This window comes from Campylobacter concisus, from assembly GCF_002913225.1.
Taxonomy (GTDB): Bacteria; Campylobacterota; Campylobacteria; order Campylobacterales; family Campylobacteraceae; genus Campylobacter_A; species Campylobacter_A concisus_J.
In genome coordinates this window covers 18,242-41,832 of the sequence record NZ_PPAW01000040.1, presented here as the reverse complement: position 1 = coordinate 41,832, position 23,591 = coordinate 18,242, and the positions used below count along the sequence as shown (strand labels likewise).

The 23,591-nt window shown below is 41.7% G+C and carries 21 protein-coding genes and 1 tRNA gene; 5 read left to right on the top strand and 17 right to left on the bottom strand.

All coding sequences use genetic code 11. The features are described 5' to 3' along the window. Positions 1 to 8: 8 nt before the first annotated feature. Genes recR through CYP26_RS06685 form a run of 3 tightly spaced genes read right to left on the bottom strand, consistent with a single transcriptional unit; the run spans position 9 to position 2,502 of the window. The gene (recR, locus tag CYP26_RS06695) at positions 9 to 581 is read right to left on the bottom strand and encodes a recombination mediator RecR (protein WP_009294391.1); all 573 of its coding nucleotides are present in this window, start codon (positions 579 to 581) and stop codon (positions 9 to 11) included. Continuing rightward, positions 578 to 1,834, bottom strand: a complete 1,257-nt coding sequence (locus CYP26_RS06690; protein WP_103630850.1) for an ArsS family sensor histidine kinase — start codon at positions 1,832 to 1,834, stop codon at positions 578 to 580. Before CYP26_RS06690 ends, recR begins: the two co-directional genes overlap by 4 nt. Next, entirely contained in the window at positions 1,831 to 2,502 is a 672-nt protein-coding gene (locus CYP26_RS06685; RefSeq protein WP_009294394.1) for a response regulator transcription factor, read from the bottom strand. Before CYP26_RS06685 ends, CYP26_RS06690 begins: the two co-directional genes overlap by 4 nt. Positions 2,503 to 2,625: 123 nt before the next feature. Between CYP26_RS06685 and dnaJ the strand changes: the two genes are divergently transcribed. Both dnaJ and CYP26_RS06675 read left to right on the top strand, forming a co-directional pair. After that, positions 2,626 to 3,768 (top strand): molecular chaperone DnaJ, encoded by a 1,143-nt coding sequence (dnaJ, locus tag CYP26_RS06680; RefSeq protein WP_103596171.1) that lies wholly within the window; start codon positions 2,626 to 2,628, stop codon positions 3,766 to 3,768. A 160-nt stretch (positions 3,769 to 3,928) separates the two neighbouring features. Further along, on the top strand, positions 3,929 to 5,521 hold the full coding sequence (locus CYP26_RS06675) for a methyl-accepting chemotaxis protein (RefSeq protein ID WP_103630849.1): 1,593 nt from the start codon (positions 3,929 to 3,931) through the stop codon (positions 5,519 to 5,521). A gap of 270 nt (positions 5,522 to 5,791) precedes the next feature. Here CYP26_RS06675 and pyk read toward each other — a convergent pair whose 3' ends face one another. Further along, entirely contained in the window at positions 5,792 to 7,243 is a 1,452-nt protein-coding gene (gene pyk, locus CYP26_RS06670; protein ID WP_103630848.1) for a pyruvate kinase, read from the bottom strand. Positions 7,244 to 7,335: 92 nt separating this feature from the next. Here pyk and CYP26_RS06665 point away from each other — a divergent pair, with 92 nt between their 5' ends. Next, a complete protein-coding gene (locus tag CYP26_RS06665; protein WP_021093548.1) occupies positions 7,336 to 8,397 on the top strand; it encodes a TRAP transporter substrate-binding protein in 1,062 nt (353 codons plus the stop codon). Positions 8,398 to 8,469: 72 nt separating this feature from the next. Here CYP26_RS06665 and CYP26_RS06660 read toward each other — a convergent pair whose 3' ends face one another. Beyond that, the gene (locus tag CYP26_RS06660) at positions 8,470 to 9,669 is read right to left on the bottom strand and encodes a molybdopterin molybdotransferase MoeA (RefSeq protein WP_103630847.1); all 1,200 of its coding nucleotides are present in this window, start codon (positions 9,667 to 9,669) and stop codon (positions 8,470 to 8,472) included. Between the two features lie 135 nt (positions 9,670 to 9,804). Between CYP26_RS06660 and yedE the strand changes: the two genes are divergently transcribed. Next, positions 9,805 to 10,863: a YedE family putative selenium transporter gene (yedE, locus tag CYP26_RS06655; protein ID WP_103630846.1), complete on the top strand. Its 1,059-nt coding sequence runs from the start codon at positions 9,805 to 9,807 to the stop codon at positions 10,861 to 10,863. Between the two features lie 116 nt (positions 10,864 to 10,979). Further along, positions 10,980 to 11,056, top strand: a tRNA-Met gene (locus tag CYP26_RS06650). Positions 11,057 to 11,440: 384 nt separating this feature from the next. Here CYP26_RS06650 and CYP26_RS06645 read toward each other — a convergent pair. The 12 genes from CYP26_RS06645 to CYP26_RS06590 form a co-directional block, all read right to left on the bottom strand. Beyond that, on the bottom strand, positions 11,441 to 11,770 hold the full coding sequence (locus tag CYP26_RS06645) for a cupin domain-containing protein (RefSeq protein WP_258031442.1): 330 nt from the start codon (positions 11,768 to 11,770) through the stop codon (positions 11,441 to 11,443). 210 nt (positions 11,771 to 11,980) lie between these two features. Further along, positions 11,981 to 13,090, bottom strand: a complete 1,110-nt coding sequence (locus CYP26_RS06640) for an alpha/beta hydrolase (protein WP_103630845.1) — start codon at positions 13,088 to 13,090, stop codon at positions 11,981 to 11,983. A 22-nt stretch (positions 13,091 to 13,112) separates the two neighbouring features. After that, positions 13,113 to 13,694 (bottom strand): carboxylesterase family protein, encoded by a 582-nt coding sequence (locus CYP26_RS10360; RefSeq protein WP_219809007.1) that lies wholly within the window; start codon positions 13,692 to 13,694, stop codon positions 13,113 to 13,115. Beyond that, a complete protein-coding gene (locus CYP26_RS06635; protein WP_219809006.1) occupies positions 13,667 to 14,773 on the bottom strand; it encodes a carboxylesterase/lipase family protein in 1,107 nt (368 codons plus the stop codon). Before CYP26_RS06635 ends, CYP26_RS10360 begins: the two co-directional genes overlap by 28 nt. A 117-nt stretch (positions 14,774 to 14,890) precedes the next feature. Continuing rightward, entirely contained in the window at positions 14,891 to 15,460 is a 570-nt protein-coding gene (locus CYP26_RS06630) for a flavodoxin (RefSeq protein WP_103630844.1), read from the bottom strand. Positions 15,461 to 15,476: 16 nt separating this feature from the next. Continuing rightward, positions 15,477 to 16,352 (bottom strand): alpha/beta hydrolase, encoded by an 876-nt coding sequence (locus CYP26_RS06625; protein ID WP_103630843.1) that lies wholly within the window; start codon positions 16,350 to 16,352, stop codon positions 15,477 to 15,479. A 79-nt stretch (positions 16,353 to 16,431) separates the two neighbouring features. After that, complete coding sequence (locus tag CYP26_RS06620; protein WP_103630842.1) at positions 16,432 to 17,097, bottom strand: carboxymuconolactone decarboxylase family protein; 666 nt, start codon at positions 17,095 to 17,097, stop codon at positions 16,432 to 16,434. A gap of 94 nt (positions 17,098 to 17,191) precedes the next feature. Beyond that, on the bottom strand, positions 17,192 to 18,313 hold the full coding sequence (locus tag CYP26_RS06615; protein WP_258031440.1) for an alpha/beta hydrolase: 1,122 nt from the start codon (positions 18,311 to 18,313) through the stop codon (positions 17,192 to 17,194). A 10-nt stretch (positions 18,314 to 18,323) separates the two neighbouring features. Then, entirely contained in the window at positions 18,324 to 19,172 is an 849-nt protein-coding gene (locus CYP26_RS06610; protein WP_103630841.1) for an aldo/keto reductase, read from the bottom strand. A gap of 228 nt (positions 19,173 to 19,400) precedes the next feature. Then, on the bottom strand, positions 19,401 to 20,267 hold the full coding sequence (locus CYP26_RS06605; protein ID WP_103630840.1) for an AraC family transcriptional regulator: 867 nt from the start codon (positions 20,265 to 20,267) through the stop codon (positions 19,401 to 19,403). A 204-nt stretch (positions 20,268 to 20,471) separates the two neighbouring features. Then, complete coding sequence (locus CYP26_RS06600) at positions 20,472 to 22,031, bottom strand: hypothetical protein (RefSeq protein WP_258031439.1); 1,560 nt, start codon at positions 22,029 to 22,031, stop codon at positions 20,472 to 20,474. Positions 22,032 to 22,505: 474 nt separating this feature from the next. Continuing rightward, a complete protein-coding gene (locus CYP26_RS06590) occupies positions 22,506 to 23,270 on the bottom strand; it encodes a DUF996 domain-containing protein (RefSeq protein ID WP_103630839.1) in 765 nt (254 codons plus the stop codon). Between the last annotated feature and the right edge of the window lie 321 nt (positions 23,271 to 23,591).

The window sequence follows — 23,591 nt, the reverse complement described above, 5'->3', positions numbered from 1 at the left end:
AATTTTAATTAGGCTTTTGTGCGGCTCTCGTAGGCTTTTAGGAGTGAGAGCATATCGACATTTTCTAAATTTACGCCAGTTGGCACGCCCTGAGCGATCTTGCTAAATGAAATTTCACTCATGCCAAGCTTATCCTCGACGTAAAGCATGAGCGCGTCTGAATTTAACCCCGGCGTAAAGGCAAAGACGACCTCTTTTGAGCCATTTTGCTTGATAGCGCTTCGCAGCCTCTCTATGGCGTCCTCGTCGATCTCGTCAAGCACGAAGTAAAGACCGTTGTAGATGCCATTTTGCTCAAAAACCAAGATATCTTTTGGGCTCTCAACTAGCAAGATGACCTCGCTGTCCCTGCTCTCGTCGCTGCAAATGTCGCAAATTTCATTTTCGCTTAGCCCACCACAACGCTCACAGCGCTTGATAAACCTTACCGCATCTTCGATATTTTGCGCGAGCCTTAGCCCTGCAAAGCTATCTTGCATGCAGACAAAGTAGGCAAATCTCGCGGCTGATTTTTTACCGACACCTGGCAGCTTGGCAAATGACTCAGTTAGCTCATTAAATTTCTCTAAGCCCCTTTTCATGCGCGTTTTGCCTTTGCTCGAAGTAAAATTTTAAAGACGTGATAGCCGTCTTCGTAGTCGTAAGCAAGCTCAAATTTTTGCATCTGGCAAATTTGCTCGATGATGTAAAGTCCAAGCCCCATCCCGCTTCCCGCACTCACCTTGTCGCCCCTAACAAAGGCTTGTTTGTAGTAATCAATCGGGTGATTTAGCTTTTTGCCTAAATTTTTAACCGCTATAAATTCGCTATCGCAGATCAAAATAGCTTTCTTGTCCTCTGCGTATTTTAGGGCATTATCTATCAAATTTTTAATCGCCAAACTAAAAAGCTGAAAATCCACTCTTAATATGACGTCGTCCCTGATATCACAGCTCACTCGCTCATCAAATTTATCAAGCATGAGCATATCTTGCACCTGCTCTAAAATGAGCGAGAAATGGCACTCTTGATAGTTTAGCGCGTAGCTTTTTGAAAGGAGCTGCTCGACCTTGCTAAATTCATTTATAAGCATCTCGAGGCGCTCAAAAACGTTTATGAGCCTCATCTTTTGAGTGTCGTTTGCCACCATCTCAGAGACGATCCTACCCTTGCCAATAGGCGTCTTTAGCTCATGCATGATCGCTCGTAAAAATAGCTGCCTTGAGCGGATGAGCTCTCTGATCTTGCAAACGGCGTTGTCAAATTCAACAGCGACCTGCCCGATCTCGTCTTGCTCGTTTTCATTTAGCCTAGCAGTCATCGCCATCTCCATGTTTCCGCTGGCAAATTTTCTGATATCTTTGCTAAGTCTTCTAAGCGGTAAAAGGCTTCTAAGCACGGAGACATAAAGCGATATGAGCAGAGCCGAGATGATCAAAAATGCCACCCAAAGCGGGTCATTTACGTGTCTTGCGTCGTTACTCTCAAGTAGCAGCTGAAAAGATGGATTTTTGATAAGCAGGTACAAATCGCCTTTGTAATTAACCGACTGCATCATGCCAAGAGGCGTGTGCTGTGTAAAAATGGCGTTTCCGCTTGTAGTAACTGAGGTGGCTAAATTTTTATTGCCGACGTATTCTAGGTTGAAATTTTTAAAGTAGTGCTCCAAATCTCTTGGAGGATTGCCACGCTCGTAAAGCGCCACAAGATAGTTCATGGCGCTTATTTGCTTATCTTTTAGCTTCTCAAGCGCACTTTCTTGCTGAATGTTTGCAAATGTCACAAAAAGCAAGCACATCAGCGAGAAAGCGATGGCAAAGATGATAGTTATCTTGGTGGTTATGGAGTATTTCATCCGATAAGCTTATATCCTATGCCTCTAACTGAAAATATATGTTTTGGCGCTTTTGAGCTATCGCCAATCTTTGTTCTAAGGCGTCCGATGATGACATCTAGGCTCTTTGAGTCCTTGTCTTTTAGGCTCTTGCAGTTATAAACTAGCTGCTCTCTTGATACTGAAAAGCTGTGCTGTTTGATGAGATAGGTTAAAATTTCATACTCAGCAGGTGTTAGAGCAAGGGCTTCATTATTAAAGTAAATTTCATGGCGCTTGTCGTCTATCCTAAATGCGCTATCAACGACCTCTTCTTGAACTTCGTTTGTCTTTTTATATCTTCTAATAAGACTTGTGATACGAGCATACATCTCTTTTGGATCGTATGGTTTTGGCAAATAATCATCCGCTCCAAGCTGAAGTCCAACGACCTTGTCACTGATGTCACTGCGAGCTGAGCTTATGATGATAGGGATGTCGTATTTTTGACGAATTTCTTTGCAAACCTCAAGGCCGTCTATGCCTGGTAAAGTAAGGTCAAGTATGAGCAGGTCATAGTTTTTTATCCCTGCGCTAAGGCCTAGATATGGGTCTTCAAAATTAGTCACTTTTATATTAAAGCTATCAAGATATTCAGATAAAATTTGTGCAAATTCTGGATCGTCTTCTATCATTAAAACGTTAATCATAAATCATCCTTTTCATTGAAAAATAGTAGAGATTATACGGCAAAAATGTAAATTTTTTTTTAAATTTAAACTTTTTTGGATAAAATCTCACATTTAAAATAAGCTTAATAAACAAGGAAAAATGTGGAGTTTGATTATTACGAGATCCTTGAAATTTCAAGAAATGCAAGTGGCGACGAGATAAAAAAAGCCTTTAGAAAGCTCGCTTTAAAATACCACCCAGACAGAAATGCTGGCGACAAAGAGGCTGAGCAGAAATTTAAACAGATAAACGAAGCCTATCAGGTCTTAAGCGATGAGCAAAAGCGCTCAATCTACGACAGATACGGCAAAGAAGGGCTTGAGGGTAGATTTGGCAGTGGCGGTGGCTTTAGCGCTGATTTTGACCTTTCAGACATTTTTGACTCGTTTTTTGGTGGCGGTTTTGGCGGTGGCTCTAGACAGAGAAAAAGACGAAGCGAAAAATACTCAGCCGATCTTGAAATTCCTATAAATTTAGAGTTTAACGAAGCTGTTTTTGGCTGCGAAAAAGAGATCAAATTTGATCAAAAAGTGCCTTGCCCAACATGCAACGCAACAGGCAGCAAAGATGGCAAAAACAAAACTTGCCAGCACTGCGGCGGAAGTGGCAGGATCACACGTGGAAATGGCTTTATGAATATCGTTCAAGAGTGCCCATACTGCCACGGATCTGGCGAAGTGATAAGCGAGCCATGTCCTGATTGCAACGCAAAAGCCTATAAAATCCAGCAACAAAGTGTCAAGATCACGATCCCAGAGGGCGTTGATAGTGGCATGAGGATGAGGGTCGCTGGCAAAGGCAACATCGGTGCAAACGGCGTTCAAGGCGATCTTTACGTGAGCATAAACGTAAAAGAGGACAAGCACTTCATCCGCCACAATGACGATGTTTATATAGAAATTCCAGTATTTTTTACCCAAGCCGTTCTTGGCGAGAGCATAAAAATCCCAACACTTCGCGGTGAAGCCGAGTTAAAACTGCCAGTTGGCGCGAAAGATAAGCAGCAATTTATCTTTGAAAACGAGGGCATCAAGGGTGTAAATTCACGCAAAAAAGGTAGACTTGTAGCTCAAATTTCTATCCAAACACCTGATAAACTAAGCGACGAGCAAAAAGAGCTTTTAAACAAGCTTCAAGCTAGCTTTGGCATAGTTTCAGGCAAGTCAAGCACCGATGAGAGCGTCTTTGATAAGATAAAAAGCTGGTTTAAAGGCGACGAGCCAAAAGGCAAAAAGAAAAAATAAATTTAAATTTGTGACGTTAAATTTGGCGTCACAAATCTAAACATAAATAACAAATAATTTTGTATATAAAGCATTAATAATTCTATAACTTAATTTAATAAGTTATAATCACACTTTTCAATTATTTAATAGTCTTAATCATAATGTAATAGGAGGAATTATGAAGAAAAATACGGTCAGCAAAAAAATAGCTATAAGTATGATTTTAGTCTTATTTGTCAGCTTTGCCATAATACAGTCCATCATAAGCAAAGAGTTCAAAGATACTACTTTAAATTTAAGTGAAGAAAATCTAAATATGTTAAGCTTGTCAATAGCTCAAACTATCCAAGCTACAATGAACTCTGGCGATTCTGCGATGATAAATAAATCCATACAAGAAGCAGCTAAGATAAATGGTGTAAATACAATAGACATCTACCGCGCTAATAGCGTTAGTGAGATATTTGGCTTAGAACAATTAAATATAAAAGATCAAATTATAGCTGATCAATTCAATAACCCAAAAGATTTAAATTTAAATATCGAAAATGATAATGGACATTTTTTACGACTAATTAGGCCATTTAAAGCCAAAAACGAATGCATTACTTGCCATGCAAATGCTAAAGAAGGTGATGTATTGGGAGTAATGGATTTAACGTATTCTTACCAATGGATAGATGAAGATCTTAGCGAAAAAAGAAATATATTTATAGCCACATTTGTCCTTGCTTTGCTAATCACTACCGTAGTTGTGCTCTTAATGCTTCGAAGCATAGTAGGTAAGCCTATTTCTGAACTGTCCAAAAAAACAAAAGATCTATCACAGGGCGAGGGTGATCTAACCGCAAGGATACAAGTAAAAAGTAATGACGAAATCGGACAAGTATGCCACGATGTAAATAAATTTATCGAAAAGACCCAAGATACTATAAAAACAGTCAAGGACATAGCACATAATGTAGAAATGCAGACTAAAGACCTAGGACAAAGTGCTAAAAATCTATTTGAATCTTCAAAAGAAGATAAAAAACAGGCTAAAACCTCAAATGAATTGACAAAAAGTGTTGGCAAAACTCTAGAAATATCAAAGAATATCTCAATACAAGCATCGTCATCAAATAAAGAATCTTATATTGAGCTTGAAGAGATGATAACAAATCTAAAAGACGTGGTTTCAAAAGTAAATACCGCAAGTTCAAAAGAACAAGAGATGGTTTATGGTATAAAATCAGTAGTAACTCAAACAGAAGAGATACGTAAAGTTTTGGAGATGATACAAGATGTATCAGACCAAACAAATCTCCTTGCTTTAAATGCAGGCATAGAAGCTGCACGAGCAGGAGAGAATGGGCGTGGCTTTGCCGTGGTAGCAGAAGAGATACGCACTCTAGCAGAGAAGTCAGAAAATTCTCTTGACGAGATAGGCTCTATCACTAAAAAAATAGTAGAAAGCATAAACAAGCTTAGTAAAGATCTAAATGCTAATGCGGCTAGTATCGTAACGTTAAGCACTGATGCAAATAGCCTAATGAACAAAGCCGAGAGCACTAAAGAGCGGACATTAAAATCTATAGAAATGTCAAACGATGTTGAGCATAAAGCTATCGAGATAGGTGAAAGCCTAGAAAAACTATTAGACGAAATGGATAGCCTTGTGACACTTTCTGATAGAAATGAAGAAATTTCAAATAGTCTTATGCAAGTCGTTGAAAATTTAAAAAATGCTTCAATGACACTTGAGAAGGATCTAAGTAAATTTAAGGTTTAAAATTCAAAATTTGAACTAAGCGATAAGCGAAGCCAAATTTTAGTAGTCAATTCTTGCGAGTGAGTGAAAGTTTTAAAATTTGCAAAAAACAAAAAAGTAGTAGTTTTATTTTAAAGCACATAGTTTAAATTTCAAATTTAGATCCAGCATATCACACTTCAAAATTTGGTGGCAAAAACGTAGAAATATAAATTAAGGCAAGTGCATAAAAGCGTATAAATTTAAAAGAAATTTTAGTGCCAAAATATCAGGCACTAAAAATCTATAAATTTACTCGCTTGCAAGGTCTAAGTAATAATCAAGCTGGTCGCGTCTGATGATACGTATGAGGTTTGTGCTGCCCTCTACTCCTGTTGGGTGACCAGCTGTGACGAGATAGGTCTTGTCATGCTCGACGTATCCAGCGTCGTAAGCCTTTTTGATGACATTTGTAAGTAGGACATTTAGCTTTGTCTTTTCAAGCACTAGCGCTGGCGTCACGCCCCAAGCAAGGGTAAGCATGTGAGCTGTCTGCTCGTCGTGCGCGATGGCGATGATGTCGATGTTTGTGCGGTTTCTAGCTAGTTTTATTGCTGATTTGCCAGAGCCTGTGATAGAGAGTATCGCATTTGCCTTGATACGCACGGCTAGCGATGCTGCGCTATTTGCGACCATGTCAGTCTCGTCAAAAAAGTCAAATTCGTCAAATTTATTGTATGGATAGATGCTTTGCGTCTGGATGATTGTTTTGCTCATCGCCTCTACGACTGCGACTGGGTTTTTGCCGATCGCACTCTCCTCACTTAGCATAACTGCGTCAGTGCCGTCTAGCACGGCGTTTGCCACGTCGCTGATCTCCGCTCTTGTGGCAGTTTCATGCTCTGCCATGCTTAGCATCATCTGCGTTGCTGTGATGACTGGCTTGCTGGCTGCATTTGCCTTTTTGATGATGAGCTTTTGTATGGTTGGCACCTTGTAAAATGGCACTTCTATGCCAAGATCGCCACGAGCTACCATGATACCGTCGCTCTTTGCGATGATGTCGTCTATGTTTTCAACCGCGTCAAATTTCTCGATCTTAGACAAGATAGCCGCACGTGATCCAAATTCTTTTAAGATATTTCTCGCTTTTATCACGTCATTTGCGTCTTGTACGAAGCTAATAGCGACGAAATTTACGCCCTGCTTTGCGCCAAATTCCATATCCTCTTTATCTTTTGGCGTGATGATATCGATACCAAGGGTGGTATTTGGGAAATTTACCCCTTTGTTTGAGTTTAAAATTCCGTCATTTTCGATGATGGTTTTTACGACATCTTTGCCTTCTCCTGTAACTCTTGCTCTGATTGAGCCATCGTAGAGATAGACGTACTCGCCAGTCTTTAGCATAGGTAAAATTTGAGGCTGATTTAGGCTCACTCTATAAACGCCCTTTTCGATCTTTTCGCCCACGATATCCTCTGCGTAGATGCTTAGCTCGTCGCCAGCTTGCAAGTAAAATGGCTCGCTAAGTTTGCCAACTCTGATCTTTGGACCGCAGATATCTTGCAAGATGCCTATGCGTTTGTTTAGTCTTTTTTCGATGTTTCTGATCTTGTCGATGTTTGATTTGTGGTATTCGTGTGTTCCGTGGCTAAAATTTAAACGAAAAACATTAACACCTGCTTTAACCATCGCCTCCATCGTCTCTTCGTTGTCACTTGCTGGCCCTAAAGTCGCTACAATTTTCGTCTTTTTTATCATTTTTATGCCCTGTAATTTGATTTTTGCGATTATAACACAATTTAATAATGTAAATTTTTTGTATAATATGCAAAATTTTTAAAGGAGAGAGTATGAATAAATTTTTATTAGCATCTCTTGGCCTAGCAGCTCTTGCTTGCGCTGCCATGGGAGATGACAAAGTCTATAAGCTCAAGCTTGCAAGCTCATGGGAGAGCACTATGCCAGTGCTTGGTGACGTGCCAAAAGAGCTAAAAGATAAGGTCGAAAAGATGAGTAACGGCCGCATCGAGATCAGGATCGACTACCCGTCAAAGCACAAGTCACCTTTTGCGATGCTTGACTTTGCAAAGAGCGGTCAATACGATATCGGCTACACAGCTAGTTACTACTACAAGGGCAAAGATCCTAAGACAATGTTCTTTACAGCGACACCATTTATGATGAATACCGATGAGCAAACAGCTTGGTATGAATTTGGCGGAGGCAAAGAGCTAGAGGCGAAAGTTTTTGACCCATATAACATCAAAATTTTTAGAGCTGGCAACACTGGCATGCAAATGGGCGGCTGGTTTAAAAAAGAGATCAAGTCAGTTGATGATATCAAAGGCTTAAAGATCAGAATTCCAGGCTTTGGCGGTGAAATTTACGCTAAACTTGGCGCAAATATCAACACTATCCCAACTGGTGAGCTTTACATGGCTCTTGAGATGGGCACGATCGATGCGGTAGAGTGGGTTAGCCCAGCTTACGACATGGCACTTGGCTTTCACAAAGTGGCAAAATACTACTACACAGGCTGGCAAGAGCCAGATGGCGAAACTCAGTTTTTCTTCAACAAAAATGCGTATGAAAAACTTCCAGATGATCTAAAAGCGATCTTTGAAGCGGCTGCTGCTGAGGTGGCAAGAGATGTGAATACTAAGGTATTTTACGCAAACGTAGAGTACTGGGACAAGATGAAGGCTGAGTACCCAGACATCCAAGTAAAATCTTTCCCACCAGAGGTCATCGCAGCTCTTAAAAAGGCTACAAACGAGCTACTTGATGAAGAGAGCGCAAAAGATCCACTATTTAAAGAGATCGTCGAGTCTCAAAGAGCTTTCCTCAAAAAAGCAAGAGAGTGGACTAAAATTTCTGACTACGCTTACATCAAAACAAACGAAGAGAAATAACCACAGCAGGGAGCTCTCCCTGCTTTTTAATCTAAATTTGCCAAAGCAACTCTGGCAAATTTAAATTTACCCTTAGCAAGGCATCTTTAAGACTTCAACCACTTCGCCTTTTGCGATAAATTCCGTCTCTTTAGGGATGATAAGCAGTGCCGCTTCGTTTGTTAGGTTGTTTACGATCGCTGAGCTACCTAGCTTTTTGCCGTTTAAATTTACAAAAATTTTGCCATCTCTGTTTTCTAAATTTACCGCTGTAAATTCCAAAAATGGCGAGCGTTTTTTGTAGTCTTCGTCCATTATCGCCGTGATCTTTGGCTCTTCTTGGCTAAACCAAGTGTTTATAAGCACTCTTACATATAGCACGCACATAACCATAGCCGAGTACGGAAATCCCGGCAGCGCAAAGATATATTTGTCACCTGACTTTGCCACTCTGATGTGGCGGCCTGGTTTTATCGCAGCGCCCTCGATGATGAGGCTAAAATTTTCATTTAAAGCGCCCTTTACGAAGTCATAATCTCCCATGCTGATACCGCCAGTCGTCACCAAGATATCGGCTGATTTTAGCGCATTTATGATCGCTTTTTCGACAAGCTCGGCCTTATCTCTTACGATCTCGCAAAGGATCGGCTCTGCGCCCATTTTACGTATCTGCATAGCGATGCCCACGTGGTTTGAGCTGTGAATTTGCGCTGGGTTTTCTAGTGGCTCGCCAAGGTCTTTTATCTCGCTGCCAGTTGCTAGTATCGCCACTCTTGGGCGGATAAAGACGCTTACGTGAAAGACGCCAAGCTCGGCAAGAAGAGCGATCTCAGAGTATGTTAGGCGTGTGCCTTTTTTTATTAAAATTTCGCCTTTTTTGTAGCTTTCCCCTACTTCACGCACAGCAAAGCCCTTTGGCACACTCTTTTTGATGATTATTTTTGAGCCGCTAACCTCGACGTTTTCGACTGGCACAAGAGTGTCAGTGCCTTCGCTCATTAGCGAGCCAGTGAAGGTTTTGACGCATTTACTGCCCTCTATAACTAGCCCTTTGTCGCTACCTGCTGGCAGATCAGTGATGAGTTCAAGCTCGCTTAAGCCCTCTTTAAAGGCAAAAGCGTAGCCGTCCATCGCCGAAACTGGCTTTGCTGGGTAGTTTTCAGCGGCTGTGACATCATAGGCGATATTTCTATCAAGCGCATCTGTGATCGCTACTTTTTCGACCTTCTCCCACGCATTTATCGTGTCTTTTAGAATTTTCAGACTATCTGCATAGCTCATAAAATCTTTCATCATTTATCCTTTTTATGAAATTTTTGCATATTTTATCCACTTTGCTCTTAAAAAAATTAATCTTTGTTTTATTTAATGATTATTAAAATATCGTTTAAGAAACCGGTCTGGTTTTACCCTTACACAGGAATTTACATGAACAAAACATTGCTTTACATCATCGCAGGTGCGAGCCTTGGCATACTTGCTCCGGTGCTCGTTCATTTTGGCAACCCAGCAAACATGGGCGTTTGCGCGGCTTGCTTTTTACGAGATAGCATGGGCGCGCTTGGCTTTCACCAGGCAAAAGTCGTGCAGTATCTAAGGCCTGAAATTTTAGGGCTTATCATCGGAGGCTTTCTAGCTAGCATGCTTTGGAGTAGAAATTTCACTCCAGTATCTGGTAGTGCGGCATTTTCTAGGTTTTTTCTAGGCGTGTTTGCGATGATAGGCTGCCTCATATTTTTAGGCTGCCCTTGGAGGGCGTTTTTGCGCCTTGGAGGCGGAGACATGACCGCTATTGCTGGCGTTGTTGGCCTATTTGCTGGAGTCTTTGTGGGACGAACTTTTAAGAAAAACGGCTACGTTTTGCCAGAGAGTGAAATCACTACAAAGGCGATAGGATTTTTGCCACTGATCATTGCGGTTTTGCTTTTGATGGCACTTATCTTTGGGCTAAAACTTGGTGAAAATGGCGCATTATTTAGCTCAGAAAAAGGTCCAGGCTCACAGCATGCAAATTTATTTATCTCGCTTATTTGTGCCATCATCATCGGCGCATTTATGCAAAGAAGTAAATTTTGCTCAGTTGGCGCAATAAGCAAAATTTTCGAGCGTGACTTTTCGATGTTTTATGGCGTCATCTCTATCATCATCTGCGCAAGCATCACGAATTTAGTGCTAAATCAATACAAATTTGGCTTTGAAGCTCAACCTATCGCTCACAATGATATGCTTTGGAATTTCTTGGGTATGACGCTCGCTGGCCTTTGTTTTAGTCTAAGCTACGGCTGCCCTGGCAAACATCTAGTGCAGATGGGAGCTGGAAATTTAAGCTCAGCAGTATTTGTTTTAGGCATGGGAGCTGGAGCTGCTATAAGTCATAACTTCGTGCTTGCAAGCTCAGGAGCTGGCATCACACCTTTTGCTCCGTATGCCGTAGTGATCGGCTTTATCTACGCTATTTACGTTGGATTTTTCACTAAAAAAGCTTAAATAAATTTGGCTGCCTTTGCAGTCAAATTTGCTTTTTTATATATAAAATTTATGTGAGATAAATTTTAGCTAAAAATAAGTTCTTAGGTTGTATAATCCAAAACTTATTTTAAGTTGTCAAAGTAGCTCAGCTGGTTAGAGCGCTGGTCTCATAAGCCGGAGGTCGGGAGTTCAAGTCTCCCCTTTGACACCATAAATACCTAAACTACAATGTTTCTACAATATTATATTGCAGTCACCTTTCATAAAATATAGCTTAATATTTGTAGCAAAATAAAATTTTATGTAGCAAATTTTTAAGCTCGCAGTAATTTTAACACGTTTTTTGTAAAATTTTACCAAGACACCAAAAACCATTTGAGCTTATGCGGAAATTATAAAAAAACCAACTCATTATATCTATTATTTAAGTAAATATTAAAAATAAATTTTAATATTAAAAAAATATTTATTTTATTTTAAGTTACCAAGAAACCATTTTTCCTTCTTGACACACTCATAAAATAATATCATCTATCAATATACAAGCATCAAGTAATTTTTTCATAGTATGTATGATAATACTTACTTAGCAAACTCAAATTGAGTTTGCTGTAAGGTCTTGGCAGACGGCCGATATTTTTCTTTGTCTAGGCAAAAGAAAAATATAAAAACTTAGACGCTCCAGTCTCGTTACGTTTTTGCCGTCCTTTTCAAAGGTTACCGCGATGTATTCGCCATCTTCATGCAACCCACCGGCTCCGTGCCAGTGTTTGACGCCCGGTGGACAAAGCACTACGTCGCCAGGACGAGCGATTTGCACGATTCCGTCCGCGGTACCGGTGTAAATTTTACCCTGCGTTACTATTAAATTTTGCCCCGCAGGATGCGTATGCCACGCCGTGCGAACTCCGCGCGGAAAATGCACCAGCGCAGCGCCTGCATTTGCATAAGGCGTCGCAGCAAAAAGTAGCGCGGTATTCAGACTGCAAAAATTTTATCGCTCACCTTATCATAAACTGCGAGCCCGTCTTTTCTAACTAAAATTTGAGCGTGCTGCATAATTTTATACTTTGATCGCACTGCTACAGGCTTAAATTTAACGCACGCACCATCGTCGCTAGCTATAATTTTAAATTTATCTGCCCAGCCTTTTTTGTTTTAACCAATTTTCCATATGATCAGCCACCTCTATATTGTTTAGATCCGAAAATATAAAGTGCGTATTGCCTTTGATGCCTATTTTAGGTAGCTCCACCACAGTCGCGTCGCCGCCGTGTTTGTTTACGACCTCTGCCCATTGTTTAGCGAGCGACAAGCGGATTCGCCATTGATCTTCGCCTTGATTATCGGACGGCTTATCGCTGATAAAATCGCCAAAATAGATCAAAATCGGCATTTTGGTAAGCTTGTCGAAATCCGCTTTACTTGCCATAGCAGGTTTGATATCGCCAAATTTGCTAGTGATATTTGCAGGAATTTCACCTTCCGGAAATGGAAAGTTGCCGGGCTCAAAAGAGATAATGCCTTTGATATGCGGATTTTTCATTCCGGCTAGCCAACCAACAATACCGCCTTGCGAGTGAGTGACGAGCACGCCATCGCCGATGCGATCAAAGAGTTTACTCATGCTATCGCTGATTACCGCGCCGTCAAACGCTCCCGTGTTTGGTGTCATCTGACGAAAGAGCTGATCTAGCGAGTTTTTATCTTGCGGGAATGCCACGCCTTTATTGAAATTTGGGTAGGTGCCTATGCGAAATTGAGCAAACCAGAACTGATCGTCAGGCGTTGCAGAAATTTTACCTTCTACCGTACTTTGTCCGGATTGCCCGCGGCGCGGTTGATCTACTAAATAAACAGAAAATTGCCTGCGTAAAAAGATATTTTGAAAACCTTCTCTGCCGTCCGGGGTAGTTTGCCATGTTCGCATTGATTGCCCTGCGCCATGTAAAAACACAAGCGGATACTTGCGGGGGCTACTTGGAATTTGATAAAAAACGGTTGCATGATCGCCGTGTAAGGTTTGCCCGCCCGCTTGGATAGATGCTTCATAGACATCCATAAAGCTATTGCTTTCTTTGCCTTTTACAGTGTCCGGAAAGGGGTTGTAAATGCCTTTGCTGGTTTTTATCGAACCACCCACGGCAAAGCTGCCTTGCTCTTCGATGGAAAGCGGCGCTGCGTAAGTTTGCACGGCTAGCCCATAAGCGATTAAAAATATGGAAAGTTTTGTAAATTTTTTCATGGTTTATCCTTTTTATGATCTCTTAAAATTTCATTTCCGGAGCCAATAAACGCTGCAACTTCGCATCGTGATGTTGTTTGATCTTGATTTCGTTATCAAATATCATCACATTGCCGTTTTCGCGAGTATAAGCGTCCCATTGCGGCAAATCGCCGCCGTTTGGATTGCCTGTTTTGGCAAAATTTACCCAAGCCGTGCTCATTTTTTTCGCCAACTCGCGCGCCTCTTTGCCGCCACCCGTGGCTTGTTCCATTTTATCGATATTGTTAAAGACAAAGGCGATTTCTGCGGTATGATAGCTCATCGGTACGCCGTTAAACACGGGAGTATCCCAGCTAAATATGTAGTTATACACCGGCGCAGCGTGCTGATCAGCTTTTAAACTCGCAGTTTTTAATGCCGGAGCACGCAGAAAACTATCCACATAGAGCGCATCGGCCAAACGGCGTTTTGGATAGGCTTCACGGAATGCCTCTATGACCTTGGCGGTCTTATTGCCATATTTTGCTTTTAGCTTTTCCTCCACTTGTGAGTCGCTCCATGTAAAGCGGTTATCTTTTTGTGTATTGGCTAAATCTAGTTGCAGCGGGAAGCTCTCTCCCATTCTGTTAAATTTGAACCGATCAAGAGCGGAATATCTTTTGATAATTCTGGATATTTTTCGCCTACAGGCTCTTGCGGGATATAATCGCCGTCCATTGTCGGTGCCCACGATAAACCATAGCCTTGTCCGCGAAGAGGCGTAAGTTTTTGTTCCTGGGCCGTTTGCTTTAGAGCTTTATTTGCCGCCTCGTTAATTTGCGCTGGTGTAAACACTTTGAGCTTCTCAAGCGCGGTTGGTTTTACGCTCAAATTTGCAAGCGTTAGCTCTGCTACGCGCCTGCCTGCTTTAGGAGAGGTGAGCGTCATTCCCATTTTTTCTACTGCGCCACTTTCGACGATCGCTTTGCTAAATAAACCTTTGGCTGCCGGCGTTCCCATTAACGTAAGCACTTTTGCTCCGCCTCCGCTTTCGCCAAAAATAGTAACGTTTGCCGGATCTCCGCCGAATTTATCAATGTTTTCTTTAACCCACTCCAGTGAAGCCACCAAATCTTGTACGCCTAAATTTGCCGAGTATTTGTACTGCTCGCCGTAAGCGGATAGATCCAAATGCCCCATCGCATTCAAGCGGTGATTAACAGAAACCACTACCACATCGCCCGAGCGGGCCAAATTTTCTCCGTCATAGCTATGTAGATCGTTAGACGCTCCAGACTGAAATCCTCCTCCGTGAATCCATACCATTACCGCACGTTTTTTGCCATCATTCTTCGGCGCCCATATATTTAAATTTAAGCACTGCTCGCTCTGCGTCATTTCCGGGCCGGTAAAGAAAAACGAACGTCCGCCCATCGGAACTTGCGGACATACATCGCCGTAAGTTAAAGCCATTTTTACGCCCTGCCATTTTGCCACTTTCTGCGGCGGCATAAAACGCTCAGCCATGGCATACGCGATGCCTTTGTAGGTCAAAATATCGTTATGGATATAGCCTTGAATTTTACCAGCTTGAGTATGAACTACAGCGATGTCGCTACCGGCTTGGATCGGATCTTGACTCGCTAACGCTGGCGCTATAAAGCCCAAAGCTATAGTTAGCAATGCCGTTCGTGCAAATTTGGTTGATAAATTTGGTTTCATGACATCCTCCCGTAAGATTAAGGTATGGTCTTATTGTAACAAACAACGCTAAAGCGCAAGGTTTTCCAAATTAGGAAACTAAAATTTAAAAATAAATCAAAATAGCGCTCAGATCGCCTAAAATTTCGCAAGCCACTCTTTTATCTCTTTTTCGCTTGCTCTCTCGCCAAAAGACTTTCCTGCTAGCCACTCGCCGCTTCCCGCCATTTTGGCTAAATTTTTATCGCTATTTTCTAGTCCCGAGCTAAAAACGGTGCAAAATGGGATCACCTTTTTGCCGCTAAAATCGTTATTTTTTATAAACTCGTCGATCGGCCACGCAGCATCGTGCCACCAGATCGGATAGCCCACGAAAATAGCCTCGTAGCTCTCCCAGCCTTCGATTTTAGCGTTAGCTAAAGGCACTTTCCTAAGCGACGTATCATCATGCTCTCGACTAACGCGACTTTTTGGATCGTTGTAGTTTAGATCAGCGTTCGTGTAGGGCTGCACGGGCTTTAGTTCAACTATCTTAGCACCTAAATTTTGTGCTATTAAATTTGCCGCTCTAGCCGTATTGCCGCCTGCTGAAAAATAGACTACGAGCGTCTTTTGGGGCTCAAATTTTATATTTCCTGCTGCACTTTCGCTCGCCGCGAAGGAGCACATAACAAGCGCTGTAGCCATTATTTTGCTTAATTTTTTCATTTTATTTTCCTTTCTTTCATCTCATCTGTTCTTGCCAAAATTTGACCGCCTCATCTAGCCAGCCCTGTGCTGCCGTGCCGGTGCCTAAGCCAAATCCATGACCTAAATTTGCGTAGCTACGAAACTGCGTTTTAACGCCCGTAGCGGCTAAATTTCGTATCCGTCTCTCCATCACGCCTGGGCTTGCGATCCAGTCGTTTTCGCCAACGACGGCAAAGGTCGGCGGATCGTTTCGCGTAAAATCCGAATAGCCCGTATATTGCATTATCACGGCTGCAGGTCGCGGATGCGAGCCCTGCTCAAAAGCCTGCGTGCCGTAGCTTCCCAGCATCGCCGCAAGCCTAGCTCCGGCCGAGCCGCCCCACAGCGAATAAAACTCCACTCCCACCTCAAGCTCCTTTGCGTGCTCAAAAATAAAGCTAATCGCACGAGCAAGGTCTTGCGCCCCGCTCCTAGCGCCCGGGCGGTAGATCAACGCAAAGGCGTTGTAGCCCTTTTTAGAAAGCTCAAGCGCGTGCGGGAAACTATCATGCATCGCGCCCACATAGGCAAAGCCGCCTCCGGCGACCACCACTGCAAACGGCTTGCCCCGCTCGCCTTTAAAATAAAAAAGCCCAGTATCATTTTTGCGTGGATCGGCGGCTTTTTCGGTATTTGAGTAAATATCGTAAAATACCTGCTTGCCGGCTTTGGCGCGATCTTTTAGATAGTTTAAAATTTCAACCGTTTTATCGGCATCGATATGCTCGTACCACGTCAAATTTAGCTCGCCGAGCCTACCGCCGCTAAAGTAACCAGCATCTGTAGGAAAAAGCAGCCTGCCGTAATCACCAAACGCCGCATCATGGACGACGTCTGAAATTTTGCTCTCTTTTGTAAAATTATCGTTCATTTGCCCTCCCGCTAACGCTGCCGCAAATAGCGCCGAAATCAAAAACTTTTTCAAATTTGACCTCTATAACCAAAAACCGCTAAAGACTTTTTAGGGCATCTCTTGCGTTTTGCGATTTTACTTCGCCTACGCATTCACCTAAAATTTTAAAAATCCTCTCGAACTGCTCGCCCGTGACGCCTAAATTTTTTAATATTCCAAGATGCGATTTTAGCTGCATATTTACGTTATTTAGCGCTACTAGCGTGGAGGCCGTGACGATCTCGCGCTCGACGAAGTCGATGATGTCTCTGCTAAAAAGATAGCCGAAAAGATAGGCTTTAAGCCCGTAATCGGCTGCGGGAGCCTCGAAAAATACGGCATTTACGGAGGCTACGTCTCTACCCGTTAGATACATCAAAGTCTGTTTGCCTCGCTCGTAAAAGTCGGTATCCGCCGGCGTAGGCGTCGCGTCCTTGCCGGCCTCGTCTTTGATGCCCGCCGCCTCGCGCTCTTTTATGAGATTATTAAAAACGATCAGCCCGTTTAAACCCATCGGAAAGCCGATGTAGGCGCTTTGATGCGACAGCGCCTCTTTGATCTGGCTCACGCTAAGTCCCGCCTTTAGGGCATTTTGCAGCGCGACTTTTAGTTTGTCCGCATCGCCAGCCGCCGCATAAGCAGCCAAGCTAACGAGCGCTAGCTGTTTGTTGCTAAGCACCCCGCTAAGCTTTGCCGCGTGCGGAAGCTCGTTAAAATTTATCATCGCTTGCTCCTTTGCCGAGCTTAAATTTAAAGCGAATAAAATAGCTAAAACAATTCTAAAAATTTTTACCGCATACCATTTGTTTTATTCGTTTTTACAAATTTTCTCCGTAAAACTGGGCTAGCTTTTTCATCACGACGTCCACATATTCTGGCTTATAGTAAGTGTCAATATGTAGCGCTCCGTCTATCTTAAAGTACTCCTTCTTCTGCGTACCGCTAGCGCCCGCGAAAGCTCGCTCGCTCATATAGGCGCTGTCGGCTTTGGAGCCTACCATCATCAAAAGCGGCTGATTGATTAGATCCATATTGCTCGCAGCGTCGAAGTTCATGAGATCTAGCAGACTACTTTTGGTGTAGGCGAAGGTGGAGTTTGGATGCGCGTGCGTGCGGTGGTAGTATTTTAGCCCCTCGCGGTAAAGATCGTTGGTGATTTTGGCTATCTCCTCGTCGGTTAAATTTGGATCCGGCACGTATTCAACCTCGCCCGTTAGCACCTCTTTGGCGCGTGCGTCGCTAGCGTCTTTTAGTCGTTGCTGGATAGTCGAAATTTGCGCATCCAAAAAGCCGTTTCGCCTAGCTAGTCCGCTATCAAAAGCACTTAGCGTCGCCACGGCTTTGAAAATTTTATCAGTCTGCGCGGCTTTTAGCGTATATCCGCCGCCTCCGCAGATGCCTAGCACTCCGATACGGTCGCGATCTACGCCTTTAAATTTAAGCAAAAAATCGGCTGCCACGCGGATATCCTCGATCCTGTTTGCAGGCGTATCGACGTTGCGCGGCATGCCCCCGCTAGCGCCCTGATAAGCCGCGTCAAAGGCGATCGCGACGTAGCCAAGCTCCGCTAGGCGCTGCGCATAAAGACCCGCTACCTGCTCCTTCACACCGCCGTTTGGATGCGCCACGACGATGGCCGCGTAACTCTTGTTAGGATCAAAATTTGCGGGCGTATAGACGTTGGCCGCGATATCTAAGCCGCGAGATTTATAACTTACCGGCGTCAAATTTACCTTGCCCTCCTCGTTTTTGCTTATCGCGTCGCCGTAAACCAGGCCGAACGGATTTTTAGCCGCATTTGCGGCAGCCTCTTTGCTCGGGTTGGCGAATGGGACTTTGAGTTTTTCTACCCTCTCGCCAGCATTGTTTTCTTTTGCGTTTAAACTGCTCATAGCTACTGCTCCTTCTACTGAAATTTTCATAAAATCGCGTTTTTTCATCGCTTGCTCCTTATTTATAGTTATTTAGTCTTTTGACCCATTGCGGGTCGCGGTGATCGAAAAATAGCGTCTTGCCTGTATCCAGCGCAGCGATAGCAGCCATATCATCAGGCGCAAGCGTAAAATCAAAAATGTCGAAATTTTGCTTCATTCGCTCGATTTTAACGCTTTTTGGAATGACGACGATGCCGCGCTGAATTAACCAGCGCAAAATAACTTGAGCCGAACTTTTGCCGTATTTTTCACCGATACCGCTTAGTACGGCGTTTTTAAATATATCGTTTTTACCCTCGGCGAAGCTAGCCCACGACTCAAACGCTATGCCGTAGCCATCAAGCACGCGCTTTAACGCTTCACGCTGAAAAAATGGATGACACTCAAGCTGATTTACCGCAGGGATGACGCCGCTGTTTTCGCACAGATCGACGATCCGATCGGCGTAGAAGTTGCTAACGCCGATAGAGCGGATGCGACCCTCTTTTTTAAGCCTACTCATCGCTCGCCACGCGCCGTAGATGTCGCTATATGGCTGATGGATGAGATACAGATCGAGATAATCAAGCCCTAGCTTTTTCATCGACGCATCAAAGGCTTTTAGCGCTCTATCCTCGCTTACGTCGCTCACCCAAAGCTTTGTGGTGATAAAAAGCTCCTCGCGTTTCACGCCACCGGCTATCGCCGTTTTAACCGCCGCGCCAACACCATCTTCGTTGCGATAAGACTGCGCAGTGTCAATGAGGCGGTAGCCCACGCTAATTGCATCCTCAACACATCTTTGAGCCTCCGCAGACTCCACCTGATAGACTCCGTAGCCTAAAATCGGCATTTTGTTGCCGTCGTTTAAGGTTAAATACTGCATTTTTGCTCCCTGCAATTTTTATTTTTAAACTGAAATGATTATAGCGGTTTTTAAAAAAAGGAGGTAGAACGATCCTACAAAATCATTGCCTATTTCTGCAAATGTTATAAAAAATGCAAAATTTAGATCAAAATTTGTAGTTATGGTGGGTCAAAAATGTAAATTTAGATAAAAGAGGCTTAGAAGATAAAATCAACGAAAGAGACAGAAGGTCTGCTCGCACTAAATTTAAGCGCCCGTTATGGCTAAGACGTGCGCCTTAGGAGGCATGCCAAACATCTTGGAGTACTCTCTATTAAACTGCGACGGGCTCGCGTAACCGACGGCAAATGCAGCCTCTGCGGCGTCTAAATTTTGATTTATCAAGAGATTTTTTGCCTTTTCGAGACGGATCTTTTTTTGAAACTGAAGCGGACTAAGCGCCGTAATACGCTTGAAGTTATGATAGAGCGACGATGCGCTGATGCCGAGCTTTTTGGCTAAATTTTCGATATTTATCGCCTCGGTGTAGTTTGATTTTATCTCTTTGGCAGCGCGCGTAACGCGGTTTTCTATGGTTTCTAGCATTGCGTATTGGCTTAGGAAATCGCCGTTTTCGCCCTTTAAGAGTATGTATAAAATTTCCTTTATCGCGAGCTTTGCTAAAAATTTAGCATCGTTTGGACGCTCTAGCAAACGGATAAATTTAAATACGGCTTCAAGCAGCTCATCATCTACCGCTCCAAGAGCCAGCCCTGCAAACTCGCCCTTTTTGCTCTCGGCGCCGCCTATACTCTCGATCACGCCCAAGATATCTTCTAGCTCAAAGTTGATCTTTATGGCTAGATACGGGCAGCCTTTGATCTTTGCAACGGCGGGGATATGCGTAGCGGCTAGCAGATAGCGTTGCTCATCGTACTCGTAAAAATCATTACCGACTTTGGCCAGTTTTGAGCCTTTAAAAACCATACAAAGCGCCGGCTCGTAAACGCCGCTTAAAAACTCGGTCGGCACGCTTGCTCGGTAGATAAATAGCTCCTTTATATCGCTTTGTATCTTGCCGTCTGAGCTAAATTTAGCGTCCAAATACTTGCAAATTTCATCTATCTTGCTCATTGTGCCTCCTTGATTTTTTTAAATTTTAGCAAAAATTTCAAAATTAGACTATTTTTACGCCCAAGCACCCAAAACTCCTTTAACTACATCTCCATCTCACCTCTACTATACATCTTGCCTTTTATCTCATTTTTTATCTCTGGTGCCTCATTGTCTAGCAAGCTGCTAAAATTTGGTATTAAGCTACTTATTTTGGACATGAAATTAAGCTTTCGTTTTAAAGCTCTCTAAGATAGTCATCTTGTCTTCTAGGGCATCTATTTTGCTATCTTTTTGGGTAATTTTGTTTTCAAGCTCAGATATCTTTTGATCTTTGTCTTTTATTGAGACTTGTAGTTCAGCAATTTCTTTTTGTTTTGTATTATTGTCTTCCCTTAAGATCTCTTCATTGCTTAGCGACATTTCCAATTCACTTTTTCTTTGTAATAAGATTTGATTTGTCATTTCTACACTCTCTATTTTTTTATTAGCCTCATGAAGCTTACCTTGTAATATATCACTTTGATTAGATTTTTGTTTTAGAGCATCTATTTGGTCTTTATCGGCTTTGAGGCTTTTTAATTCATCCTGCAGCTTTTTGTTTTCATTTTCTTTTTGATTTAGCTTGGATGAAAGATTATTTATTTGCAAGGTTTTGTCTCTTATAGCCTCATATTGATTATTTAGAGTTGCATTAGTCTCTTTTAGTTTTTCATTTTCCTGCATCAGATCTTCATTTAACTGCCCTAACACTCTATTTCTTACCAATACTTCACCCTTGTCTAGCAGTTGTTCTTTTAGCACTTCGATGTTTTGTTTTAACTCGGCATTAGTAACTATTTTTATCTTTTCTCTTGCTTGTTCTAGGACTAAATTTGTAAGAGCATCTAATAAAGCCTTTTTGCTGTCAACTTTTAACTTAAAATAATCAATTTTGTCACCAAAGAATTTGTTTACTATTTCTGCATGATCTATTATTTCTTTATCTATAAGCTTTCTAATGCTATTTCTTAACTCCTTTTCACTCTTATACTCTCTTTCTGTTTGGTGCATTTGCTTTAAATTTTTATGTCTAAGCTTACTGCCCTTTAGCCCACGATTTGCAATACCATCAAATGCTTCTGCACCCATTTCTTGTAGCCCTCTACCAAAGGCGCTAGTCTTTCCTTTACCATCAAATCTAATATTTTTATGCTCCTCAAATAGGTAGTTTGTAAAAATAAGCTGGTAATGCCTAGTCTTCTCGTCATTATGCTCAGCTATAAGCAGGCACTTTACATTGTATTTCGCACAGTATAAATTTGCAAATCTTTGTACTCTATCTAGCGAAACTTTTGCATTTATAAAATTTACTTCAGTAGAATTTAGCCCCTCTTTTGGCTCTTTATCACGCTCAGTGCCAAAGCTTATGACCACCTCAGAAAAACCGACCATATTATCTCGCCAATGATTTTTAACAACATTGCCATTTTTATATGTTTTTGTTTGGGATTCATAATCATCTTTCATCATCTTATAATATTGCATTATAAGTGACCTTATATACTTCTTGTCGTTAAAGTTTTTATCGGAGCTATTAATCTCCCGCATATTTCCATTATTATTATATTCGCTTAGGACTATATATCTATTGTGCGTACTCTTGCCCCTAAGATATCCTATCTTGCTAGCATGTTTGGCCTCTCTTGTATTATGTTCATATCTTATAATGGCCTTTTTGGATGTTAAGAATTCACTTCTAACACAAAGGTTTAGACTAGGCTCATCAACTTTAGGAGTACTCACGCTTCCCCTCCTTGATAAAAATTTACCTCCTCGACTAGATCCTTTAGAATTTTAGGAGTTACTGGCTCTCCATAAGTATTCATGGTGATCTTGTATTGTTGTTCATGTCCCACAAGAGCAGCTATATGCTCAACTCTTTGGCCACTTTGGATGAGCTTGTTTATGAAAGTGTGTCTAAATGAGTGAAATGTTCTTGTTTTATCACCATCTTTTATAACTTTAGTATTGATCTTTTTCTAAAATACTCAGAGAAGTCTTTATTGTCACAGTTAAATAACCTAACTGCTTTGCCACATTTCCTAGCTAGCTTCTTTTTACTCTCTATAAACTCAAACAGCCCAATGCTATTTAGCTTAGAGTGGATAGGCACAATCCTTAGTGTTAGTTTTACTAATATCTATTAAATACGAGTTTTGTGTTATATAAAGAAAGAAAATCGGAGTAAGAAATTCCTCTCCGATTTATGATTGAAGTTTAAGCTGTTTTGATCTCTTGTAATCTATACCATGCGACAATTTGTAAAACAAATGCCACAATCAACAAGATGTAACCAATGATTATAAATAAAGTAATAGTTCCAACAACCGAACCTATAAAATAGTAGAGGAAAAATTTATCGCCAGATATGTTTGAAAGCTCGTTATAGACTTGAAATTCTTTGAAAAATGCATAAACCATACCTACAATGCCCGCCAATCCTAAAATGATACCAAAAATAGAACCTGTTCCACCAGCATTCGCATAGCCAGAACCCATACCAGCAAAGCCTAATGCTCCAATTGCTGCACCGACCGAGATCAGGATAGTCGATGCTACCGCGACAACTAGATATAAGATATAGTTTTTCTTTAGTGTAGGACTACCGACTTTATCTGATAGCTTAAATATGGCAAACAACATACATAAAAATCCAGCGATAAAAAAGATAAATCCGATGAATGGGATAATACCCAAAATAGGCAATGCAGAACCTGCTAATCCTAGTATTCTAATAGCAGATAAATCATTGCTTTTAATATCAAAATTTATGTTATCTAAATTTAGATTCATGGATTTTGCTTTTGTGAGATAGATTTGTTTTGCAGTTTGTCCATCTGCGATAAAATCAACCTCATCGCCTTGTTTTAAAACTATGGCAGCTCCGTCTTTTGCCACCGAAGCTACATCTTCTTGTAGATAAGTAAAACGCTGATCATCAGCATTTAATATTATGCCAGGAGCTAATACAGTCCCTTTCATGTTTATTCCTTTGAGATTAAGATAAAAAACGCTTATTATAAATTTGTTAAACAAAGTGTTGGCTTAAGTTTATAAGACATAAAAGATAATTTTATAGAAACTAAATAATGTGGAGGGATTATGTCAGTGACTACTTTATAGCATTAGCTTCTCTTTTTAGTATAACTGGCGACAAAAGAACTTATATAATAGGTAAATTTCTAATTAAATTTTTGAAAAGCAATTAATTTAATTGCGAGAATCTCAGGCTAAAAAGTGGATTATGTTTTTAAGGATTGACTCTTTCTCCTTCTTTCCTCTCCCCAACCATCTCTATAACAC